At 69.5% G+C, this 18,770-nt stretch carries 20 protein-coding genes and 1 tRNA gene; 11 read left to right on the top strand and 10 right to left on the bottom strand.

What is annotated here, in order from left to right; translation table 11 throughout:
- Positions 1 to 153: 153 nt before the first annotated feature.
- The 4 genes from QC818_RS13070 to QC818_RS13085 all read right to left on the bottom strand — a co-directional run bounded on the left by QC818_RS13070 (position 154) and on the right by QC818_RS13085 (position 3,588).
- The gene (locus QC818_RS13070; protein ID WP_309653378.1) at positions 154 to 1,140 is read right to left on the bottom strand and encodes a metallophosphoesterase; all 987 of its coding nucleotides are present in this window, start codon (positions 1,138 to 1,140) and stop codon (positions 154 to 156) included.
- 16 nt (positions 1,141 to 1,156) lie between these two features.
- Positions 1,157 to 2,038, bottom strand: a complete 882-nt coding sequence (locus QC818_RS13075; protein WP_309653306.1) for an NAD(+) kinase — start codon at positions 2,036 to 2,038, stop codon at positions 1,157 to 1,159.
- 64 nt (positions 2,039 to 2,102) lie between these two features.
- On the bottom strand, positions 2,103 to 2,972 hold the full coding sequence (locus tag QC818_RS13080) for a carboxylate/amino acid/amine transporter (protein ID WP_309653307.1): 870 nt from the start codon (positions 2,970 to 2,972) through the stop codon (positions 2,103 to 2,105).
- Positions 2,973 to 3,039: 67 nt separating this feature from the next.
- Positions 3,040 to 3,588 (bottom strand): YqaE/Pmp3 family membrane protein, encoded by a 549-nt coding sequence (locus QC818_RS13085; protein ID WP_309653308.1) that lies wholly within the window; start codon positions 3,586 to 3,588, stop codon positions 3,040 to 3,042.
- 231 nt (positions 3,589 to 3,819) lie between these two features.
- Between QC818_RS13085 and QC818_RS13090 the strand changes: the two genes are divergently transcribed.
- The 6 genes from QC818_RS13090 to putP all read left to right on the top strand — a co-directional run bounded on the left by QC818_RS13090 (position 3,820) and on the right by putP (position 10,736).
- Complete coding sequence (locus QC818_RS13090; protein WP_309653309.1) at positions 3,820 to 4,227, top strand: CBS domain-containing protein; 408 nt, start codon at positions 3,820 to 3,822, stop codon at positions 4,225 to 4,227.
- 275 nt (positions 4,228 to 4,502) lie between these two features.
- Positions 4,503 to 4,576, top strand: a tRNA-Gly gene (locus tag QC818_RS13095).
- Between the two features lie 24 nt (positions 4,577 to 4,600).
- Positions 4,601 to 4,972 (top strand): hypothetical protein, encoded by a 372-nt coding sequence (locus tag QC818_RS13100; RefSeq protein WP_309653310.1) that lies wholly within the window; start codon positions 4,601 to 4,603, stop codon positions 4,970 to 4,972.
- A 62-nt stretch (positions 4,973 to 5,034) separates the two neighbouring features.
- Positions 5,035 to 5,835 carry an AraC family transcriptional regulator gene (locus tag QC818_RS13105; protein WP_309653311.1) on the top strand — a complete coding sequence of 267 codons (801 nt, stop codon included), beginning with the start codon at positions 5,035 to 5,037 and terminating at the stop codon, positions 5,833 to 5,835.
- A 187-nt stretch (positions 5,836 to 6,022) separates the two neighbouring features.
- Positions 6,023 to 9,214 carry a bifunctional proline dehydrogenase/L-glutamate gamma-semialdehyde dehydrogenase PutA gene (gene putA / locus QC818_RS13110; protein WP_309653312.1) on the top strand — a complete coding sequence of 1,064 codons (3,192 nt, stop codon included), beginning with the start codon at positions 6,023 to 6,025 and terminating at the stop codon, positions 9,212 to 9,214.
- 43 nt (positions 9,215 to 9,257) lie between these two features.
- Positions 9,258 to 10,736 (top strand): sodium/proline symporter PutP, encoded by a 1,479-nt coding sequence (putP, locus tag QC818_RS13115; RefSeq protein ID WP_309653313.1) that lies wholly within the window; start codon positions 9,258 to 9,260, stop codon positions 10,734 to 10,736.
- A 63-nt stretch (positions 10,737 to 10,799) separates the two neighbouring features.
- On the opposite strand, the gene QC818_RS13120 is transcribed toward putP, so the two are convergent.
- Entirely contained in the window at positions 10,800 to 11,102 is a 303-nt protein-coding gene (locus QC818_RS13120; RefSeq protein WP_309653314.1) for a hypothetical protein, read from the bottom strand.
- A 266-nt stretch (positions 11,103 to 11,368) separates the two neighbouring features.
- Here QC818_RS13120 and QC818_RS13125 point away from each other — a divergent pair, with 266 nt between their 5' ends.
- Together QC818_RS13125 and QC818_RS13130 are read left to right on the top strand one after the other, a co-directional pair.
- Positions 11,369 to 11,977: an OmpW/AlkL family protein gene (locus QC818_RS13125; protein WP_309653315.1), complete on the top strand. Its 609-nt coding sequence runs from the start codon at positions 11,369 to 11,371 to the stop codon at positions 11,975 to 11,977.
- A 156-nt stretch (positions 11,978 to 12,133) separates the two neighbouring features.
- On the top strand, positions 12,134 to 12,772 hold the full coding sequence (locus QC818_RS13130) for an OmpW/AlkL family protein (protein WP_309653316.1): 639 nt from the start codon (positions 12,134 to 12,136) through the stop codon (positions 12,770 to 12,772).
- A 63-nt stretch (positions 12,773 to 12,835) separates the two neighbouring features.
- Here the strand turns inward: QC818_RS13130 and QC818_RS13135 are convergent, their stop codons facing one another.
- From QC818_RS13135 to QC818_RS13155, 5 genes are all read right to left on the bottom strand, one after another.
- A complete protein-coding gene (locus QC818_RS13135; protein ID WP_309653317.1) occupies positions 12,836 to 13,336 on the bottom strand; it encodes a gamma-glutamylcyclotransferase family protein in 501 nt (166 codons plus the stop codon).
- Positions 13,337 to 13,343: 7 nt separating this feature from the next.
- On the bottom strand, positions 13,344 to 13,676 hold the full coding sequence (locus QC818_RS13140) for a YqcC family protein (RefSeq protein WP_309653318.1): 333 nt from the start codon (positions 13,674 to 13,676) through the stop codon (positions 13,344 to 13,346).
- Between the two features lie 66 nt (positions 13,677 to 13,742).
- Complete coding sequence (locus QC818_RS13145) at positions 13,743 to 14,498, bottom strand: amino acid ABC transporter ATP-binding protein (RefSeq protein ID WP_309653319.1); 756 nt, start codon at positions 14,496 to 14,498, stop codon at positions 13,743 to 13,745.
- Positions 14,495 to 15,169, bottom strand: coding sequence for an amino acid ABC transporter permease (locus tag QC818_RS13150; RefSeq protein ID WP_309653320.1), 675 nt, complete (start codon positions 15,167 to 15,169; stop codon positions 14,495 to 14,497). Before QC818_RS13150 ends, QC818_RS13145 begins: the two co-directional genes overlap by 4 nt.
- A gap of 18 nt (positions 15,170 to 15,187) precedes the next feature.
- Positions 15,188 to 15,946, bottom strand: a complete 759-nt coding sequence (locus QC818_RS13155; RefSeq protein ID WP_309653321.1) for an amino acid ABC transporter substrate-binding protein — start codon at positions 15,944 to 15,946, stop codon at positions 15,188 to 15,190.
- A 318-nt stretch (positions 15,947 to 16,264) separates the two neighbouring features.
- Here QC818_RS13155 and QC818_RS13160 point away from each other — a divergent pair, with 318 nt between their 5' ends.
- Genes QC818_RS13160 through rimK form a run of 3 tightly spaced genes read left to right on the top strand, consistent with a single transcriptional unit; the run spans position 16,265 to position 18,688 of the window.
- Positions 16,265 to 17,308 carry a DUF3549 family protein gene (locus tag QC818_RS13160; protein ID WP_309653322.1) on the top strand — a complete coding sequence of 348 codons (1,044 nt, stop codon included), beginning with the start codon at positions 16,265 to 16,267 and terminating at the stop codon, positions 17,306 to 17,308.
- A gap of 4 nt (positions 17,309 to 17,312) precedes the next feature.
- On the top strand, positions 17,313 to 17,750 hold the full coding sequence (locus QC818_RS13165; RefSeq protein WP_309653323.1) for an ATP-dependent zinc protease family protein: 438 nt from the start codon (positions 17,313 to 17,315) through the stop codon (positions 17,748 to 17,750).
- 29 nt (positions 17,751 to 17,779) lie between these two features.
- Complete coding sequence (gene rimK, locus QC818_RS13170) at positions 17,780 to 18,688, top strand: 30S ribosomal protein S6--L-glutamate ligase (protein WP_309653324.1); 909 nt, start codon at positions 17,780 to 17,782, stop codon at positions 18,686 to 18,688.
- Positions 18,689 to 18,770 lie beyond the last annotated feature (82 nt).

The following is an 18,770-nucleotide window of genomic DNA, read 5'->3' on the forward strand; positions in this document are numbered from 1 at the left end:
AGGGGCATCGGGCGGGGCAGCCCCACACAAGAAAAAGTCCGGCGGAGGGAGCCGCCGGACAAGAGCAAGGGATCATTCAAGGGAACACCTACTCCGACGCGTCCGATGGCGGTAAGTTCGCAACAGTAGTCGCGATTTAAGTAACGTTTTGTATCAATCGCAATCGATCTCCCAGGGCTGCGGCCGCGCCTGCTCCTCCCGGGGCACGCGGATCCACACGAAGTGATTGGCGTCCAGGCGCGCCTCGCCGCTCCAGCGGTAGGCCACCAGCCGGCCGAACTTCACCGCGCTGTAGTCCAGGCAGGCGATGTTCGGCGCCGGCAGGGCCGGCACCCCCTCGCACCAGTAGTGGCCGATGAACAGCGGCGGCTCGTCCGGCCCGTAGTAGCTCAGCCGCCCGCGCTCGGCGTCGCTCAATTCGCGCCGCTCCAGGTCGCCCGGCAGGTTGTCGGGCTGGAAGACCACATCGCCCCAGGTCCGGGGCGCCCGAGCCCAGAAGTGGGCCCGGAAGCTGCGCCGGGTGAAGCCGTCGCCGGAATGGATCTGCACGCCCTCGGGCAACGGGATGTGGCTGCCCCGGGTGAGCCGGTCGAGGATGCGGAACTCCCGGGTGTCGGGCCGCACCGCGGCGGTCAGGAAGTCCAGGTCGATGCGGGCATCGGGGCGCGTCCGGCGCAGCTCGTCGATCAGGGCGGGATCCCAGCAGGCATGCACGACCCGCAGGCCGTCCTGCTCCAGGCAGAGGGGAATCTCCAGGAACCAGTCCAGCACCTCCTCCCACTCCTGGGGATGGTCGCGGTACTGCTCCAGGGTCTCCTTGACGATGCGATTGTGGCGGGGCGTGTGCTCGCGCAGCCAGGGCCGCGCCAGCTCGGGCGGGGCCCGGTGGCAGTAGGCCAAAGCATTGATCTCGTGATTGCCCATCACGATCAATGCCTCGCCCTCCTCCACCATGCGCCGGGCGATGGTCACCGCCAGGCGGATCCGGGGGCCGCGATCGATGAGGTCGCCGAGGAAGATCACCTTGCGTCGGGGATGGCGATAGACGCCGCCGCGCTGGTGGTAGCCGAGACGCTCGAGCAGCGCGGCCAGGGTCGCCCCGCAGCCGTGGACGTCGCCGATCAGGTCATAGCCTTCCAGGGGCGCTCGATTCACCTCAGTCTCCCAGGCGATTGCTCCAGCCCAGCTTGCTGCGCAGGACCTCATAGAAATTGTGGCCCAGGGGATGCACCAGCTGCACCCGCTGGGGCTTGCGACGGATCACCAGGACATCGTCGGGCTTGGCCACGGCGCGGGTCTGGCCGTCGCAGCTGATATGCGGGTAGGTCTGGTTGGTCTCGCCGATGTGGATGCGGATCTCGCTGGCGGCATCGATGGCGATGGGCCGGCTCGACAGGGTGTGGGGAAACATCGGCACCAGGGTGACGACCTCGAGCCGGGGGTGCATGATCGGCCCCCCGCCGGACAGCGCATAGGCCGTGGAGCCGGTGGGGGTAGCGACGATCAGGCCGTCGCTGCGCTGGCTGTGGACGAACTGCCCGTCGATGAACAGCTCGAACTCGATCATCCGCACCGCCTTGCCGGGGTGCAGCACCACCTCGTTCAGGGCGTCGCCGTTGCCGACCAGGGCGTCGTCGCGATAGAGCTCGGCATCCAGCAGGAAGCGTTCCTCCAGCTCGTAGCGACCGGCCAGCACCTCGCCGACCCGCTCCTCGAGCTCGTCGGGGGAGATATCGGTGAGAAAGCCCAGCCGCCCGCGGTTGACGCCCAGCACCAGGGTGCCGCTGTGGCACAGGGTGCGGGCGGCGCCGAGCAGGCTGCCGTCGCCGCCGACCACGATCACCAGGTCGCAGAGCTCGCCCAGCCGCCGGCGGCTGGCCTCGGGATGGCCGTGCCCCAGCAGCACCGTGGCGGTGCGGTCCTCGATGATCACGTGATAGCCCGCGTCGTCCAGGAAACGACACAGCCGCTTGAGGGTCTCGACCACCTTGGCGCTGCCCAGGCGGCCGATCAGGCCGATGTTCTTGAAGGCGTGCATGCGCGGGTCCTTCGCTTCGCGAGGCCTCATTATGTCGACTGGGGCCGAGCCGGGCAAACCGCCCTCAGGCCGGGCGCGGGACCCGCCGGCGCTGCCACCACTCGTTGATCAGCAGCGACGCCAGGATGATGCCACCGCCCAGCGCCAGGCGCGGCAGGTCGGCGTCGCGATTCCAGATCAGCAGGTTGACCAGCAGCCCCGCCGGCACCAGGGCGTTGTTCATCACCGCCAGGGAGCCGGCGTCGACGCGGGTGGCCCCGTGGTTCCACAGGAAGTAGCCGACCCCGGAGGCCACCAGCCCCAGCCAGGCCAGCACGCCCCACTGCAGCGGGGTCGCGGGCAGGGCCGAAGCGTTGCCCAGCAGCAGGAAGGCCGGCAGGGCCACCGCCAGCGCCCCCAGGTAGAACCAGCCGAAGACCGCCAGCCGCGGCAGCGACTCGGGCAGGCCGGCGGAGAGCCGCCGATAGCCCACCTGCCCCAGGGCGAAGCACAGGTTGGCGCCCTGCACCACCAGGAAGCCCAGCCAGTAGTCGCCGTCGAGGCCGCGGTAGCGGATCAGCGCCGCCCCCAGCACCGCCAGGCCGGCGGTCACCAGGTGGAAGGGCGTGAAGCGGCGGAACAGCAGGTCGTCGAGCAGTGCGATGTACAGCGGCGTCAGCACCGTGAACAGCAGCACCTCCGGCACCGAGAGCAGCAGGAAGGACTGGTAGAAGAAGCAGTACATCAGCCCCAGCTGGACCGCGCCCAGGCCCATCAGCGCCAGCCGCTGCCGGCCTGCCAGCAGGCGCGGGCGCAGCAGCGGCAGGAAGACCAGCGCCGCCAGCGCGATGCGCACCATCACCGCGAAATAACTGTCCACCTGGCCGGCCAGGTAGACGCCGATCAGCGAGAACGAGAAGGCCCAGAGGACGGTGATGCCGACGAGATAGCCCAAGGTTCCACTCCGTTTGGAGAAGCGAGGCGAGCGTGGATTATACCGACGGCATCCGGACTGCCAAGGCTCAGCGGCGGCGCAGCCAGTGCACCGCGTAGATCGCCCCCGGCAGCCAGCCCAGCAGGGTCAGGCCCAGGGCGACGAGCACCCGGCGGCCGCCCCCGCCCGCCAGGCCCATGGCCAGCGGCGGCAGCAGCACGCCCAGGGCCACCAGGGCGACGAAGGGCTCCGGGCGCACCGGACCCGCGTGACCCGGCGCCCCGTGCGGCGCCGGGTCACGCCCGGCGGACGCCGGCGAGGCGTCGCGCTCACCGGCGCCGGCCAGGGTCGCGGCCTCCCCGGCCCGGGGGGTGAACTGCTGAACGGCGTCGCGCGCCTCGCCCAGCGCCTGGCGGTGCGCCTGGTGATCGACCTTCTGCTCCAGCGACTCGGCCCCCTCGGCCAGCTCATCGTGGTAACGCTCCCAGTCCTCCCAGTCGTGGGGCGTGCCGGCCCGGGGCCGGTGCTCGCCGGCCTCCCGGGCTCGGGACCAGGCCTTCTCCTCCAGGGTGTTGGGTCGCTCGCGGTCGCGCTCGCCGTCCAGACCCTTGCGGGCGAGATATTCACGGGCATCCATGAGGCGTCTCCATCGGTCGGTGGATGCGGCATTGTGCCTTGTTGGAGTGGCGGCACAAGCCGGGGTTCCAGCGCCGGCACCGTTGGCGGGGCGCGAGGTGCGCCGACGTCGCCGTCGGCTATGCTGAACGCGAGACGCGCTGCGGTGCCCGGCCGCCCGCCGGGCGCAGGGAAGTCGCCCGGATCGGGGCACCCCGGCGATCAGGTCCCAACCGGCACAAGGAGAATCGCCATGCCCAGCAAGGCTCCCACCATCGTGCGCGAGATCATGTCCCGCGACTGCTACCGGGTCAGCGGCAAGACCTCCGCCACCACCCTGGCCGAGGGGCTGTCGTTGCACCGGCTGCCCGGGGCTCCCGTGGTCGACGGCCATGACCGGCTGATCGGCTTCATCTCCGAGCAGGACGTGCTCGGCAAGCTGCTGGAGAGCGCCTATCTCGACGACGAGCCGCCGCTGGTCGAGGACCTGATGCGCAACGAGGTGCTCTCGGTGCTGCCTTCCAAGAGCATCACCGACCTGGCCCAGGAGATGCTGGGCGCCAAGCCCAAGGTCTATCCGGTGACCGAGCAGGGGCGGCTGGTCGGCATCGTCACCCGTCGCGACGTACTCAACGCCGTGCTGCGCATGCGCCACGCCTGAGCATACCCACACGCCACTGGACACCCGGCCCGGCGCCGGGTGTCGTCGTGTGATCGGCACAAAAAAAGAAGCCGCCCCATCGGAATGAGGCGGCAAGGATCGATTCTGCAAGCCAGAACAACAGTGCTAGCGACTGCCATCGCGCCCGTTGTCTGCACCTGTTCTGACAGTCTTGGCGCGGAAAGTTCAGGCGACGAGGAAAATTTTTCACGCTGGCTGTCCGCAAGCCGGGGGTTGTAATCATTAAGCCACTGGATATACTGGCAAACCTGCGCGCGGGTGTAGCTCAATGGTAGAGCAGAAGCTTCCCAAGCTTAAGACGAGGGTTCGATTCCCTTCACCCGCTCCATCGCTTCCTCGCCGGCAGCGCGCCATGGCCCTCTTCCTGACCGTCTTCCTCGTCTGCCTGCTGATCATCGGCGGCATGGTCGCCGTCCTGATGCTGTCGCGTACCCCGCGCTACCGCACCGAGCCGGAACACCTGCTGTCGCTGTTCGACCGTGCCCTGGAGAGCCGGGTCGGCGAGACCGAATGGAATGCCGTGATAGGCTATCCGATCCGCCACGACGACTACCTGGAAGGCGTGCGTCGACGCGCCCAGCGGCTGATGGACGAGCATGGCCGGCACGGCCGGGTGGCGCGGGGCAAGCCGCTGCTGGACGACGAGGGCCAGGCCGAGCTGGCCGCCCTGCGCGACCACCTGGCCGCCCGCACCGAACTGAGGCGACGCCCGTCTCGTGAGTGAGCGTTGAGGCGGCTTCCGGTACACTGTGTGTGATGCCGCGAACCACGCGCCGGAGGGCAACCATGACCAGCGCCATCCGCCAGACCCCGCTCGATACCGCCATCCGCCACCACGCCCACGACTTCCACCAGATCGTGATCGGGCTGAGCGGCCGCGCGGACTTCGAGATCGAGGGGCTCGGCGGCTCCATCTCGGCGCTGTCCGGCTGCATCGTGCCGGCCAACCACCTGCATTACTACGTGGGCACCGGCGACAACCGCCAGCTGATCCTGGACCTGCCCCACGACGCCCTGTCGCTGACCGGCCACCACCACGAGCTGGCCCGCCTGTTCGACGCGCCCCGCTTCTTCGACCTGGACGATCCCCTGGCCCGCTACCTGGACTTCGTGCTGCAGGAGCTGCGCCTGCTCGGCGGCCAGGGCGCCCTGTCGCCGCTGCACCAGGAGCGGCTCGCCGGCACGCTGCTGGGCTCGCTGCACGCCCGCCTGGCCGAGGCCCCCGCCGGCGGCGGGCGGCCGCTGGACCTGGCGGCGCTGGACCGCTTCATCGACCGCCATCTGGCCGGCGGCCTGCGGGTCGCCGACCTCGCGGCCGAGGCCTGCCTGAGCGAGGCCCACTTCACCGAGCGCTTCCGCGCCCAGACCGGGCTGTCGCCCTGGCGCTACGTGATGCGCCGCCGGCTCGAGGCCGCCCACCGGCTGATCCGCGAGAGCCACCTGCCGCTGTCCGAGGTCGCCGCCCTCACCGGCTTCACCAACCAGAGCGCCCTGTCGCGCGCCTTCCGCCGCGACTATGGCCACCCGCCCAGCCAGCTGCGCCGGCTGTCGCCGCAGCGGCTGCACCATCGCCCCTCGACGGCTTAGACCTAAGTCGTAGAAAGTTCCCCGGTGCGTCGATAATCCGCGAATCCGTCAAATCCCTCCGCGGATTCGACAAGCAGAGCCCGTGGATGCGCCCTACCCTTCTCAGAATACCCCGAGACCGCCGGGACGGCCGTGCCGGCGACCGGGACCATACCCTGTGACGACGGGCTTCTACCGGGGGACCGACATGCTCAACGCCAACAAGATGCTGGATGACGCCACCTGGCGTCAGGATCTCGACACCCTCTTCGCGCGCATCAGCGAGCACTATGTGGTCGACGAGGACGCCTTCGTCGAGGAGCTGATCCAGGCCCTCGGCGCCGGCCGGGAGGACTTCGCCCGCACCGCGGAGAAGACCGCCGAGCTGGTGCGCGAGATCCGCGAGATGGACACCGCGGTGGATACCATCGACGAGCTCCTGCAGCAGTACAGCCTGGACACCCATGAGGGGCTGATGCTGATGTGCCTGGCCGAGGCCATGCTGCGCATCCCCGACAAGGCCACCGCCGACGCCCTGATCGAAGACAAGCTCGGCCCGGCCGACTGGAAGGCCCACCTGGGCCAGAGCGAGTCCTGGATGGTCAACGCCTCCACCTGGGGCCTGCTGATGACCGGCCGGGTGGTCACCATGGACCAGCCGCGGGAAGGCAAGCCGTCGGGCTTCATCAACCGGATGGTCAATCGCATGGGCGAGCCGGTGATCCGCCGCGCCATGTACGAGGCCATGAAGATCATGGGCAAGCAGTTCGTGCTCGGCCGGGACATCGACGAGGCCCTGAAGCGCTCCAAGCCGCTGTTCGACAAGGGGTACACCTACTCCTACGACATGCTCGGCGAGGCCGCGCGCACCCGCCGCGACGCCAAGCGCTACTTCGACGACTACGCGCGGGCCATCGAGCGCGTCGGCAAGACCAGCCGCTCGCTGTCCGACAGGACCCCGACGCCCTCGATCTCCATCAAGCTCTCGGCGCTGCACCCGCGCTACGAGTTCGGCCGCCGCGAGCAGGTGCTGCGCGAGCTGGTCGGCAGCGTCCGCGAGCTGGCCGCCATGGCCCGGGAGCGCGACGTGGCGGTGACCATCGACGCCGAGGAGGTCGACCGCCTGGAGCTGTCCCTGGAAGTGTTCCGCGCCGTCTACGAGAGCGACACCTGCCGCGGCTGGGGCAAGTTCGGCCTGGTGGTCCAGGCCTACGCCAAGCGCGCCCTGCCGGTGCTGCACTACATCAATCGCCTGGCCGACGCCCAGGGCGACGAGATCCCGCTGCGCCTGGTCAAGGGCGCCTACTGGGACACCGAGATCAAGGAGTCCCAGCAGCTCGGCGTGGACGGCTACCCGGTGTTCACCCGCAAGGCGGCCACCGACGTCGCCTACCTGGTGTGCGCGCGCTTCCTGCTCTCCGACGCCACCCGCGGCCGGATCTTCCCGCAGTTCGCCACCCACAACGCCCACACCATCAGCACCATCCTGGAGCAGGCCAACCGGGCGGACCGCGCCTTCGAGTTCCAGCGCCTGCACGGCATGGGCGAGGCCCTGTATGACGCGGCGCTGAAGCGCGCCCCCCGGGGCACCTACTGCCGCATCTATGCGCCGGTGGGGGCTCACAAGGACCTGCTGCCCTACCTGGTGCGCCGGCTGCTCGAGAACGGCGCCAACTCGTCGTTCGTCCACCAGCTGGTCGACCCCAAGGTACCGGTGGAGTCGCTGTGCGAGCATCCGGCCCAGACGCTGCGCCAGTACGACACCCTGGCCAACAACCGCATCCCCCTGCCCCGCGATATCTACGGGCCCAACCGCAAGAACTCACAGGGAGTGAACTTGAACATCCGCAGCCAGTACCAGCCGCTGATGGACGCCATGGCCGCCCACATGGACACCCGGTACGAGGCCCGGCCGCTGCTGGCCTTCGACGTGGCCACCGACCCGGCCCGGGTCCACGAGGTCACCAGCCCCTATGATCGCCGCCAGACCGTGGGCAGCGTGCTGTGGACCAGCCAGGAGCAGGCCCAGCAGGCGCTGGACGCCGCCTGGGCGGCCTTCCCGCGCTGGGACGCCACGCCGGTCGCCGAGCGCGCCGCCATCCTGCGCCGCTTCGCCGACCTGATGGAGACCCACCTGGCCGAGCTGATGGCGCTGTGCTCCCGGGAGGGCGGAAAGCTGCTCACCGACGGCGTCGACGAGATCCGCGAGGCGGTGGACTTCTGCCGCTACTACGCGGCCCGCGCCGAGGAGATCTTCGCCGAGCCGACCCGCCTGCCCGGGCCGACCGGCGAGTCCAACGACCTGATGATGGGCGGCAAGGGGGTGTTCGCCGCGATCAGCCCCTGGAACTTCCCGGTGGCGATCTTCTGCGGCCAGGTGGTGGCCACGGCGGTGGCCGGCAACACCGTGCTGGCCAAGCCCGCCGAGCAGACCTCCATCGTCGCCCACCGGGTCGTCGAGCTGCTCCACGAGGCCGGCATGCCCCGCGACGTGGTCCAGCTGCTGCCCGGCGACGGCCCCACCGTGGGCAGCGTGCTGACCAGCGACCCGCGCGTCACCGGGGTGGTCTTCACCGGCGGCACCGACACCGCCCAGGTCATCAACCGCGCCCTGGCCAGCCGCGAGAACGCCGCGCTGCCGACCCTGGTGGCCGAGACCGGCGGCATGAACGCCATGATCGTCGACTCCACCGCCCTGCCCGAGCAGGTAGTGGCCGATGTCATCCACTCGGCCTTCCAGAGCGCCGGCCAGCGCTGCTCGGCGCTGCGGGTGCTCTACCTCCAGGACGACGTGGCCGACCGGGTCATCGAGATCCTCGACGGCGCCATGGCCGAACTGCAGGTGGGCGATCCCCGCGACCTGGGCACCGACGTGGGCCCGGTGATCGACGAGGAGGCCCGCCAGGCCCTGCAGGCGCACATCGACCGGCTCAAGGGCGAGGGGCGCCTGGTCGCCGAGACCCGGCTCGACCCGGCGCATACCGCCAACGGCACCTTCATCGCCCCCGCGGCCTTCCAGATCGACGGCATCGAGGCCCTGGAGCGGGAGCAGTTCGGCCCGATCCTGCACATCGTGCGCTACCAGGCCAGCGAGATCGACCGGGTGATCGAGTCGATCAACGGTCGCGGCTACGGCCTGACCTTCGGCGTGCACAGCCGCAACGAGTCGTTCGCCGATGAAATAGCGCAGAAAGTCCGCGTTGGTAACGTCTACGTGAACCGCAATATCATCGGAGCCGTCGTGGGGGTCCAGCCGTTCGGCGGCCAGGGCCTCTCCGGTACAGGCCCGAAGGCGGGTGGCCCGAACTACCTGCTGCGGTTCGCCACGGAAAAGACGGTGACCGTCAACACCGCCGCGCTCGGCGGCAACGCGTCACTGCTTGCGCTGGGAGACGAGTGATCCCCGCTCGTCATCAACGACAAAAAACTGAAGGAAGTCCCTCATGGTCGAAAACAACGCCACCATCGGCTTCACGTTCGCGCTCTACCTGGTGGTGATGCTGGGCATCGGCATCATCGCCTACAAGCGCACCACCAACCTCTCCGACTACATCCTCGGGGGCCGCTCGCTCGGCCCCTGGACCTCGGCGATCTCCGCCGGGGCCTCGGACATGTCCGGCTGGCTGCTGCTCGGCCTGCCCGGCGCGGCCTACGTCAGCGGCCTGTCCGCCGGCTGGATCGCGGTGGGCCTGCTGATCGGCACCTGGCTCAACTGGCTGATCGTGGCGCGACGGCTGCGGGTCTACAGCTTCCAGGCCGATGACGCCCTGACGCTGCCGGACTTCTTCGCCAAGCGCTTCCGCGACAACAGCCAGCTGCTGCGGGTGATCTCGGCGATCTTCATCCTGCTGTTCTTCATGTTCTACACCAGCTCCGGCCTGGTGGCGGGCGCCAAGCTGTTCAACACGGTGTTCGACTTCGACTACACCCTGGCGCTGACCATCGGTACCCTGGCGATCATCTCCTACACCTTCTTCGGCGGCTTCCTGGCGGTCTCCTGGACCGACCTGATCCAGGGCCTGATGATGGCCGCCGCGCTGCTGATCGTGCCGGTGATCGCCCTGACCGAGCTGGGCGGCCTGGGCGGCAGCGCCGAGCAGATCCTGGCCGAGAACGGCGACATGCTGAAGTGGTTCACCGACGCCTCCACCGGCGAGGCCCTCACCGTGATGGGCATCGTCAGCTCCATGGCCTGGGGCCTGGGCTACTTCGGCCAGCCGCACATCCTGGCCCGCTTCGCCGCCATCCGCAGCGAGGACGACATCCCCACCGCGCGCCGCATCGCCGTGTCCTGGTCCGGCCTGTGCCTGGTCTGCGCCATGGCCGTGGGCATCCTCGGCACCGTCTACATGGCCCGCGACCTGGGCGACGGCGAGACCATCTTCATGGTCATGGTCAATGCCATCTTCCACCCGGTGATCGCCGGCGTGCTGCTGGCCGCCATCCTCGCCGCCGTGATGTCCACCGCCGACTCCCAGCTGCTGGTGTCCTCCTCGGCGCTGACCGATGACTTCTACAAGGCCATCTTCCGCAAGGACGCCACCCAGTCCGAGCTGGTGTGGGTGGGCCGCTTCGCGGTGATCGGCATCGCCGTCATCGCCTACCTGCTGGCGCTGAATCCCGACTCCACCGTGCTGGGCCTGGTGTCCTACGCCTGGGCCGGCTTCGGTGCGGCCTTCGGTCCGGCCCTGGTGATGGCGCTGTTCTGGCGGCGCATGAACACCTGGGGCGCGCTGGCCGGCATCGTGGTCGGCGGCATCACCGTGGTGGCCTGGGCCCAGATCTCCGGCGGCATCTTCGATCTCTACGAGATCGTGCCGGGGGTGATCTTCGCCTACATCGCCATCGTGGCCGTCAGCCTGGTCACCGAGGCGCCCAAGGACGAGATCACCGCCGAGTTCGACGCCCTCGAAAAGGCCTGATCGCCCGGCGATCGTCGAACGGAAAAGCCGCCTTCGGGCGGCTTTTCGCGTTTCCGGGGCCGTTCAGCCGAGCAGGGCGCGCCCCGCCAGCGCCAGGCCGAACCCGACCAGGGCCGCCCGGCTGCCGGCGCTCGCCGCCAGGCGGGCCAGCCGCCCTTCCCGGCCGTCCAGCAACGGCCTCGCGAAGGCCGCGCCCAGGGCCCAGCCGCCCCAGGCCACCAGCCCGACCCGCCAGGGCCAGGGCAGCGCCTGCACCAGTTCCGGCCGCCACAGCAGCCACAGCGCCAGCCCCGCCGCCAGCAGCAGGGCCGACAGCGGCCGATCCGCCCGCCGCGACCGCCTCATTCCCGGATTGCCGTCGATCATCGCCGCCCCTCCCCCGCCTCGGCATGCCTGTCAGTGAAGACGAAAACACCGCCGCCGGCGAGCCGTCGTGCACGCAATGTGCAAACATTGTACAAACATCCTCATGAATACGCAGACCGGGGCAAAGTTCCATCGATATGGCGCATTTATCGCTATCCATGCCATAGGAATATTTTACAAGACGTTTAGAAACACCGTTTTTATACTTGTCCCACGACTCGCAGGACGCCGAATGCCTCGGCGTCGGCCGACACAGGGAGATTCCCATGAAACTGACGCGCCTGATCACCGCCACCGCCTTCGCCACCGCCGGCCTCGTCGCCGCCCAGTCCGCCATGGCCTACCAGGCCGGCGACCTCTACGTGCGCGGCGGCATCGCCAAGTCCGAGGTCAGCGACGACAACGGTCGCCTCGCCGGCCAGCCGCTCGATGTCTCCGACGAGCGCGGCTTCAGCTACGGCCTGGGCTACCAGTTCCACGACAAGCTGGGCGTCGAGCTCAACGGCACCCAGGACATGGAGCACGACCTGACGCTGGGCGGCGTCGACACCGGCAGCGTGGACCGCCGGCCGGTGAACCTGATGGTCAACTACTATCCGCTGGGCGGCAGCGCGTCCCGGGTCCAGCCCTACGTGGGCGCCGGGGTGAACTACACCTACTTCAACGACGAATCCGCCCCGGGGCTGGACATCGACGCCTCCTGGGGCGCCGCCGGCCAGGTCGGCGTGGACCTGGCGCTCACCGACCACCTGCTGGTCGGCGCCTACGCCAACTACGCCGACGTCGACGCCGACGTGGCGCTGAACGGCAACGACCTGGGTGAGGCCGAGATCGACCCGGTCACGGTGGGCGGCGGCGTCACCTACCGCTTCTGATCGCCCCTCCGACGACGCCGGGCTCAAGGGCCCGGCGTCGTTTTCTTGATCCCCATCAAGCACGAGGGGGCCGGGGCTTGCGCTGGATCAAGCCTGTCCGCGGATGCCGCGGGTAGACTCGATGGCATCGATTCACCCGCCATCCGAGGAACCACGATGCGCCGCACCCTGCTCTCCACCCTGATCATCGCCACCGGCCTCGCCGCCAGCAGCCAGGCACTGGCCTACGGCGCCGGCGACTTCTTCACCCGTGCCGGGGTGGCCAAGGTCGACCCCAAGGGCGACAACGGCACGCTCGACACGGCTCTGGGTGACCTGGACGTGGACGTCCAGGACGAGAACGGCTTCGCCTTCACCCTGGGCTACCGCTTCACCGACAAGCTGGGCGTCGAGCTGCTGGCCGCCGAGCCGTTCTCCCACGACATCACCCTGGACGCCGGGGGCGGCACCGAGGTCGGCGCGGCCACCGACCACCTGCCGCCGACCCTGACCCTGCAGTACTACCCGTTCGGCGGCACCCAGTCCCGGGTGCAGCCCTATGCCGGGCTGGGCGTCAACTACACCCGCTTCTCCGACGAGGAGATCGACCTGGCGGGCGCCGACCTGGAGCTGGACGACTCCTGGGGCGCGGCCGCCCAGCTGGGCGTCGACCTGCTGATCGACGAGCACTGGGCGCTCAACGCCGCCGCCTGGTACCTGGATATCGACACCGACGCCAGCCTGAACGGCGACGACATCGGCACCGTGGAGATCGACCCGCTGGTGGTGATGGGGGGCGTGAGCTTCCGCTTCTGAAGGCTCCCGCCGCATGCCAGAGGGCCCGCCGAACGGCGGGCCCTCTGGCGTTGGAGGCGCCGCTCAGCGCGGCGAGTGACGGGACAGCCCGAGCGCCCTCAGGGTGGTCTCATCGAGGTCGTGCACCGCCTCCTGGGCGGCCAGGCGCGCATGGTAGTCGACGCTGAGGAAGGGTTCGCCGGCCAGCAGGTGGTCGAGGTATTCCCGCGCCGGCCTGAGCGCCTCGGCGGTGGTGCCCGGGGCGGCGATGTACACCCAGGCCTGGATCGGGCCCTGGGAGGTGTGGATGGGCAGTCGATGGCGATCGTAGTCGTGAGGGTAGCCCTCGAAGGGATCCATGCACTCGATCTGCTCCGGCGCGAGCAGCTCGAACAGCGCGCCCTCCACCCGCTGCCCGGCCGCCGGCGCCACGTTGGCGTGACTGATGCCGGGCACCCGGGACGCCTTGTCGAAGCGCAGGGCGTGATCGCGCAGCACCCCGGGCAGGGCACGCCGGGTGGTCCCGATGCGCGCCTCGACCCGGGCCGGGTTCATGTTGCTGCCATAGGCGAAGTAGTAGGGCATGCCGGCCTCAGTTCTCGGTGACCAGTTGGTCGATCCGCTCGACGGCCTTGCACATCAGCAGGCGGTCGCTGGCCCGGGCGCCCTCCTGGACCAGGTAGGCCTCGACGGCCGGCGCCACGTCGCAGCTGGCCGGCATGGGCGCGCGCTTCTCCACCAGCACCTCGAGCCGGGCGATGAACACGAAGCGCAGCCACTGGGGCAGGGCCATGGTGTCGACGCAGAACGGCTGGGGGCTGTCAAAGGCTTCCGGGGCCGGGCGCTCCATGCGCCACAGATCGGCCGCCTTCATGGTGGACTCGAGCTCGCGCAGCGCCTGCTCGAGTTCCTCGTGAACGGTCATGGGGATGTCTCCGGTCTGGCTGTGCTCCCATTATCTCGCGCCCGTACGGCTCGGGCCACCCCCCGCTCAGGAGGAGGCGGCGGGCTGGGCGGCGAGCACCTTGCGCAGGAAGTCCCGGGTGCGGGGATCCTCGGGGGCATTGAACAGCCGCGAGGGCGGCCCCTGCTCGACGATGCGCCCGCCTTCCATGAACACCACCCGATCGGCGACATCCCGGGCGAAGCCCATCTCGTGGGTCACCACCAGCATGGTCTGGCGCTCGGCGGCGAGTTGCTTCATCAGCGCCAGCACCTCCTCGACCCACTCCGGGTCCAGCGAGGACGTCGGCTCGTCGAACAGGATCACCTCGGCCTGGGCGGCCATGGCCCGGCCGATGCCGACTCGCTGCTGCTGGCCGCCGGACAGCGAGGCCGGATAGGCGCCGGCCTTGTCGGCCAGGCCGATGCGCTCGAGGATCTCCCGGGCGCGGGCATGGGCGCGGGCCTTGGGCCAGCGGTTGACCACGATCAGCCCCTCGGCGATGTTCTCCAGCGCCGTCTTGTTGGCGAACAGCGCATAGTTCTGGAACACGAAGGCGGTACGCCGCCGCGCCGCCAGGATGTCGGCCCGGCTGGCCCGGGTGACGTCGACGTCCAGGTCGCCGAGGGTCAGGCGACCGGCGTCGGGGCGCTCCAGGAAGTTCAGGCAGCGCAGCAGGGTCGACTTGCCGGTGCCCGAGGGCCCGATCACCACGATGATCTCGCCCTGCGCGATCTCGAGATCGATGCCGTCGAGCACGGTGGCGTCGCCGAAGCGCTTGACGAGATTGCTTACCTTGATCATCTGCGATACGCCTCGTTGAGCCGCCACTCCAGGCGCCGCTGGCACCAGGCCAGCAGCTCCACGATGCCCCAGTAGATCACCGCCACGGTGACGAAGGCCTCGAAGTAGAGGAAGCTGCCGGCGGCCTCCTTCTGGGTCGCCCCCATCAGCTCGGTGACCCCCAGGGTGAAGGCCAGGGAGGTGGCCTTGATCATGTCGATGAAGTAGTTCATCAGCGTGGGCACCGCCACCCGGGTGGCCTGGGGCAGCACGATGCGCCGCATCAGCTGGCCGTTGGTCATGCCGATCGACAGCGCCGCCTCGGTCTGGCTACGGTCCACGCCGACGATGGCGGCGCGGATCGACTCCGCCATGTAGGCGGCGAAGTGCAGCGTCAGGCCCATGATGGTGGCGGTGATGCCGTCGATCTGGGTCAGGAAGGCCAGGACCTGGGGCAGCCCGTAGTAGAACAGGAACAGCTGCACCAGCAGCGGGGTGCCGCGGAAGAAGGAGATGAACAGCAGGGTGGCGCCGTTCAGCCCCGGGATCCCCAGCACCCGGATCACCGCCAGGCCGCAGGCCAGCACCAGGGCCAGCGCCATCCCCGCCGCGGCCATGGCCAGGGTCAGCGGCAGGTAGCCGAGCAGGATGGGCACCAGCCCCAGCATGTAGTCGAAGTCGAGCACGCTCATGTCGGGCGTCGTCGCTCCTCAGGGCCGGGTGATGTCGGTGCCGAACCAGCGCTCGGAGATCTCGGCCAGGGTGCCGTCCTCGCGCAGGGCGGCCAGGGCCGCGTCGACCTCGTCGCGCAGGGCGCGATCGGTCTCGGTGTCGCGGAACGGCAGGGCGTTGCGGATCTCGGAGAACGGCTGGCCGGCCAGCTGCAGCGGCAGCGGCTTGTCCTGGATCACCTGGCTGGCGCTGACCCGATCCATCACGAAGGCATCCACCCGACCCAGGGCGGTATCCTGCTCGATATTGCTCTCGTAGGTGCGGATATCGATCTCGTCGGCATAGGGCAGCTCGCGCAGCAGCTGCTCGTAGTTGGAGCCGAGGTTCACCGCCACCGTCTTGTCGCGCAGGTCCTCGACCCCCGCGATGCTCTCGTTGCCCGCCTTGACCACCACCTGGGCCCCGTCATAGACGTAGGGCTCGGTGAAGGCGTACTTCGCCTGGCGTTCCTCGGTGATGGTGATCTGGTTGGCGATGGTGTCGATGCGCCCGGACTCCAGCATGCCGAACAGGCCGGAGAAGTTGGCGGTCACGAACGTCACCTCGGTGTCCATCTCCTCGGCGACCGCCTCCATGACGTCGACTTCGAACCCCTTGAGGGTGTCCTGCTCGACGAAGGTGAAGGGGAAGTAGCCGCCGGACATGCCGACCCGAAGCGGCGACGCCTCGGCGAGGGCGGAGCCGGCGAAGGCGATGGCGCCGGCGGACAGCACCGTCAGGGCGAAGGAGCGAAGCATGGGATGTCTCCTGTGACCAAGAATAGAGTTTTGGAATAGATACCGCTTTCTGATATTCCATTTTGACACATACCCTAGGAAAAATCCCGGGTCGTGACCAATAGCGAACAATTATGCCTGCTATAGGCCCGCATCGCAGGTCATTCATGCACAGCAACGCTGAATGTCCCTGTGGATAACCGCTGGAAAGCCGCCGCCCGGCCCGCCGGCACGGGCCCGGCGGCGGAGTGGTCAGGAATTGATCACCGCCCGGCCGCGACGGGCTGACAGGATGCGGGCGCCGCGGTAGAGTGCACGGTCCGAGACTGGGGAGACCGCATGCAGCCGATCGACAGCCTTCACGACTTCTTCGTCCGCACCGGGGCCGAGGTGTCGCTCTACCACCTGGGGCGCCGCGTGGAGCCCTGCGAGCTCGACACCCTGGCGGCCCTGGAACACGACGATCAGCCCTGGCCCCAGCCCTGGCAGGGCCGGGCTCGCCTGGCCATGGTGTTTCGCCTCGGCGAGCTCGCCGACCCGCTGATCTGGTTCCTGGCCCTGCCGCTAGACGAGCAGGGGCGGCTGGACCCGGCGCCCCGGGACGCCTTCCTGCAGCGCCTGCTGGAGACCCTGGGCCGCAACGTCCAGGGCCTGGGGCGCGAGGACGGCGAGGCGATCGACAACCTGATGAAGGACAACCCCCTGGCCTTCACCCCCGCCCTGCCCTTCCAGGCGATGCTGCATGCCCGGGCCAGCCTCGACCTGGGCCGCCCCGCCAGTCAGCACTTCGAGCCCGCGGAGGCCTACCTGGACGGCCAGCAGGCGCTGGACTGGCGGGCCCTGGGCCTGCAGGGCCTGGCCGACGTGGCCGTGCGCCTGGACGCCGACCGGGCCGCGCGCCTGGCCGCGCGCCTGCCGGCGCTGCCCGACGAGGTGCTGGCCTCGCTGTGCTACTGTCTGGAGCATGTGGCCATCGACGACGCCCTGGCCCGCGCCCTGCGCGAACGCGGCGAGGCGGCCGCGGCGGCCGGCGACATCGAGGGGTTCTGCGCCTGCGTACGCGCCGTGGCCGGCGCCGACCGCGCGATCGCCGGCGCCTGGTACGATGCCCTGCTCGCCGACCCGGACGCCTGCGGCCCCGACCTGCTGGCGGCCATCGCCGGCCGCGGCTGGCGCCACCTGGAAGACGGCGAGCGCCTGCCGGCCTTCCTGAACCGGCTGGCCGCCTCGCCGCAGGCGGACTTCACCGCCGTGGCCCGGGACCTGGCGCTGATCCCGCGCCTGCGCCTGCCGGTGCTGATGACCCTGCGTGAGGCCGCGCCGGAATCGGCCATCGGCCGCCGCCTGGCCGGGCTGTCCGGCCGCGGACCCGACGAGGAGTGACGCCATGAAGGAGCTGCCTTACCAGGCCAAGGCGGTGATCGGCCGCCGCGAGATGGTGACCCTGCCAGAACTGGACCTGACGCTGTGCGCCAAGGCCGACACCGGCGCCCGCACCTCGGCCCTCCACGCCGAGGACATCGAGTCCTTCGAGGAGGACGGCCACCTGTGGGTGAGCTTCACCACCCGCGGCGGCGGCCCGGCCAGCCCGGCCCATGTCTTCAAGCTGCACCTCCACGACCGCCGACGGGTCACCAGCTCCAACGGCCAGGCCGAATGGCGCTACGTGATCCGCACCCCCCTACGGCTCGGCGAGCTCGAGTTCCCGGTGGAGCTGACCCTCGCCGACCGCCGCAACATGCGCCACCCCATGCTGCTCGGCCGGCGCGCCCTGCGCCGCCTGCTGGTGGCGCCCGGCGCCGGCTTCCTGCACGGCGAACCCTGATTCCCGCCCCACCGCAACGGAGAGGCCCCATGCATATCGCGCTGCTGTCTCGCAACCGCAAGCTCTATTCCACGCGCCGGCTGGTCGAGGCCGCCGAGCAGCGGGGCCATACCGCCCGCGTGGTGGACACCCTGCGCTGCTACATGAGCATCGCCTCGCACCACCCCTCGATCCACTACAAGGGCGAGGAGCTGGAGCCCTTCGATGCGGTGATCCCGCGCATCGGCGCCTCCATCACCTTCTACGGCTGCGCCGTGCTGCGCCAGTTCGAGATGATGGGCACCCCCGTGCTCAACGACAGCGTCGCCATCACCCGCTCCCGCGACAAGCTGCGCTCGCTGCAACTGCTGTCCCGCAAGGGCATCGGCCTGCCGGTGACCGGCTTCGCCCATTCCCCGGACGATATCCCCGACCTGATCACCATGGTCCGCGGCGCCCCCCTGGTCATCAAGCTGCTGGAGGGCACCCAGGGCATCGGCGTGGTGCTGGCCGAGACCAACCAGGCCGCCGAGTCGGTGATCCAGGCCTTCATGGGCATGAAGGCCAACATCATGGTCCAGGAATACATCAAGGAGGCCCGCGGGGCCGACATCCGCTGCCTGGTGATCGGCGACAAGGTGGTGGCCTCGATGAAGCGCCAGGCCGCCGAGGGCGAGTTCCGCTCCAACCTGCACCGCGGCGGCAGCGCCAGCGTGATCCGCATCACCCCGGAGGAGCGCTCCACGGCGATCCGCGCCGCCAAGGCCATGGGACTGCGGGTGGCCGGCGTCGACCTGCTGCGTTCCAACCACGGGCCGGTGATCATGGAGGTCAATTCGTCACCGGGCCTGCAGGGCATCGAGACCGCCACCGGCCGGGACATCGCCGGGCTGATCATCGAGCACCTGGAGAAGAGTTCGACCCCGCGACGCAAGGCGCCGCCCAAGCCGAAAGGCTAACGCGAAGCGGCCAAATATTTACCCGATGGGGGTGGCAAAAGCCCGGCGACACCCCCACAATCTGCGTCACCGGAGGAGGTGA

Origin of the sequence: Halomonas koreensis, assembly GCF_031451675.1 — a bacterium.
In the GTDB taxonomy this organism is placed as follows: Bacteria; Pseudomonadota; Gammaproteobacteria; order Pseudomonadales; family Halomonadaceae; genus Halomonas; species Halomonas koreensis.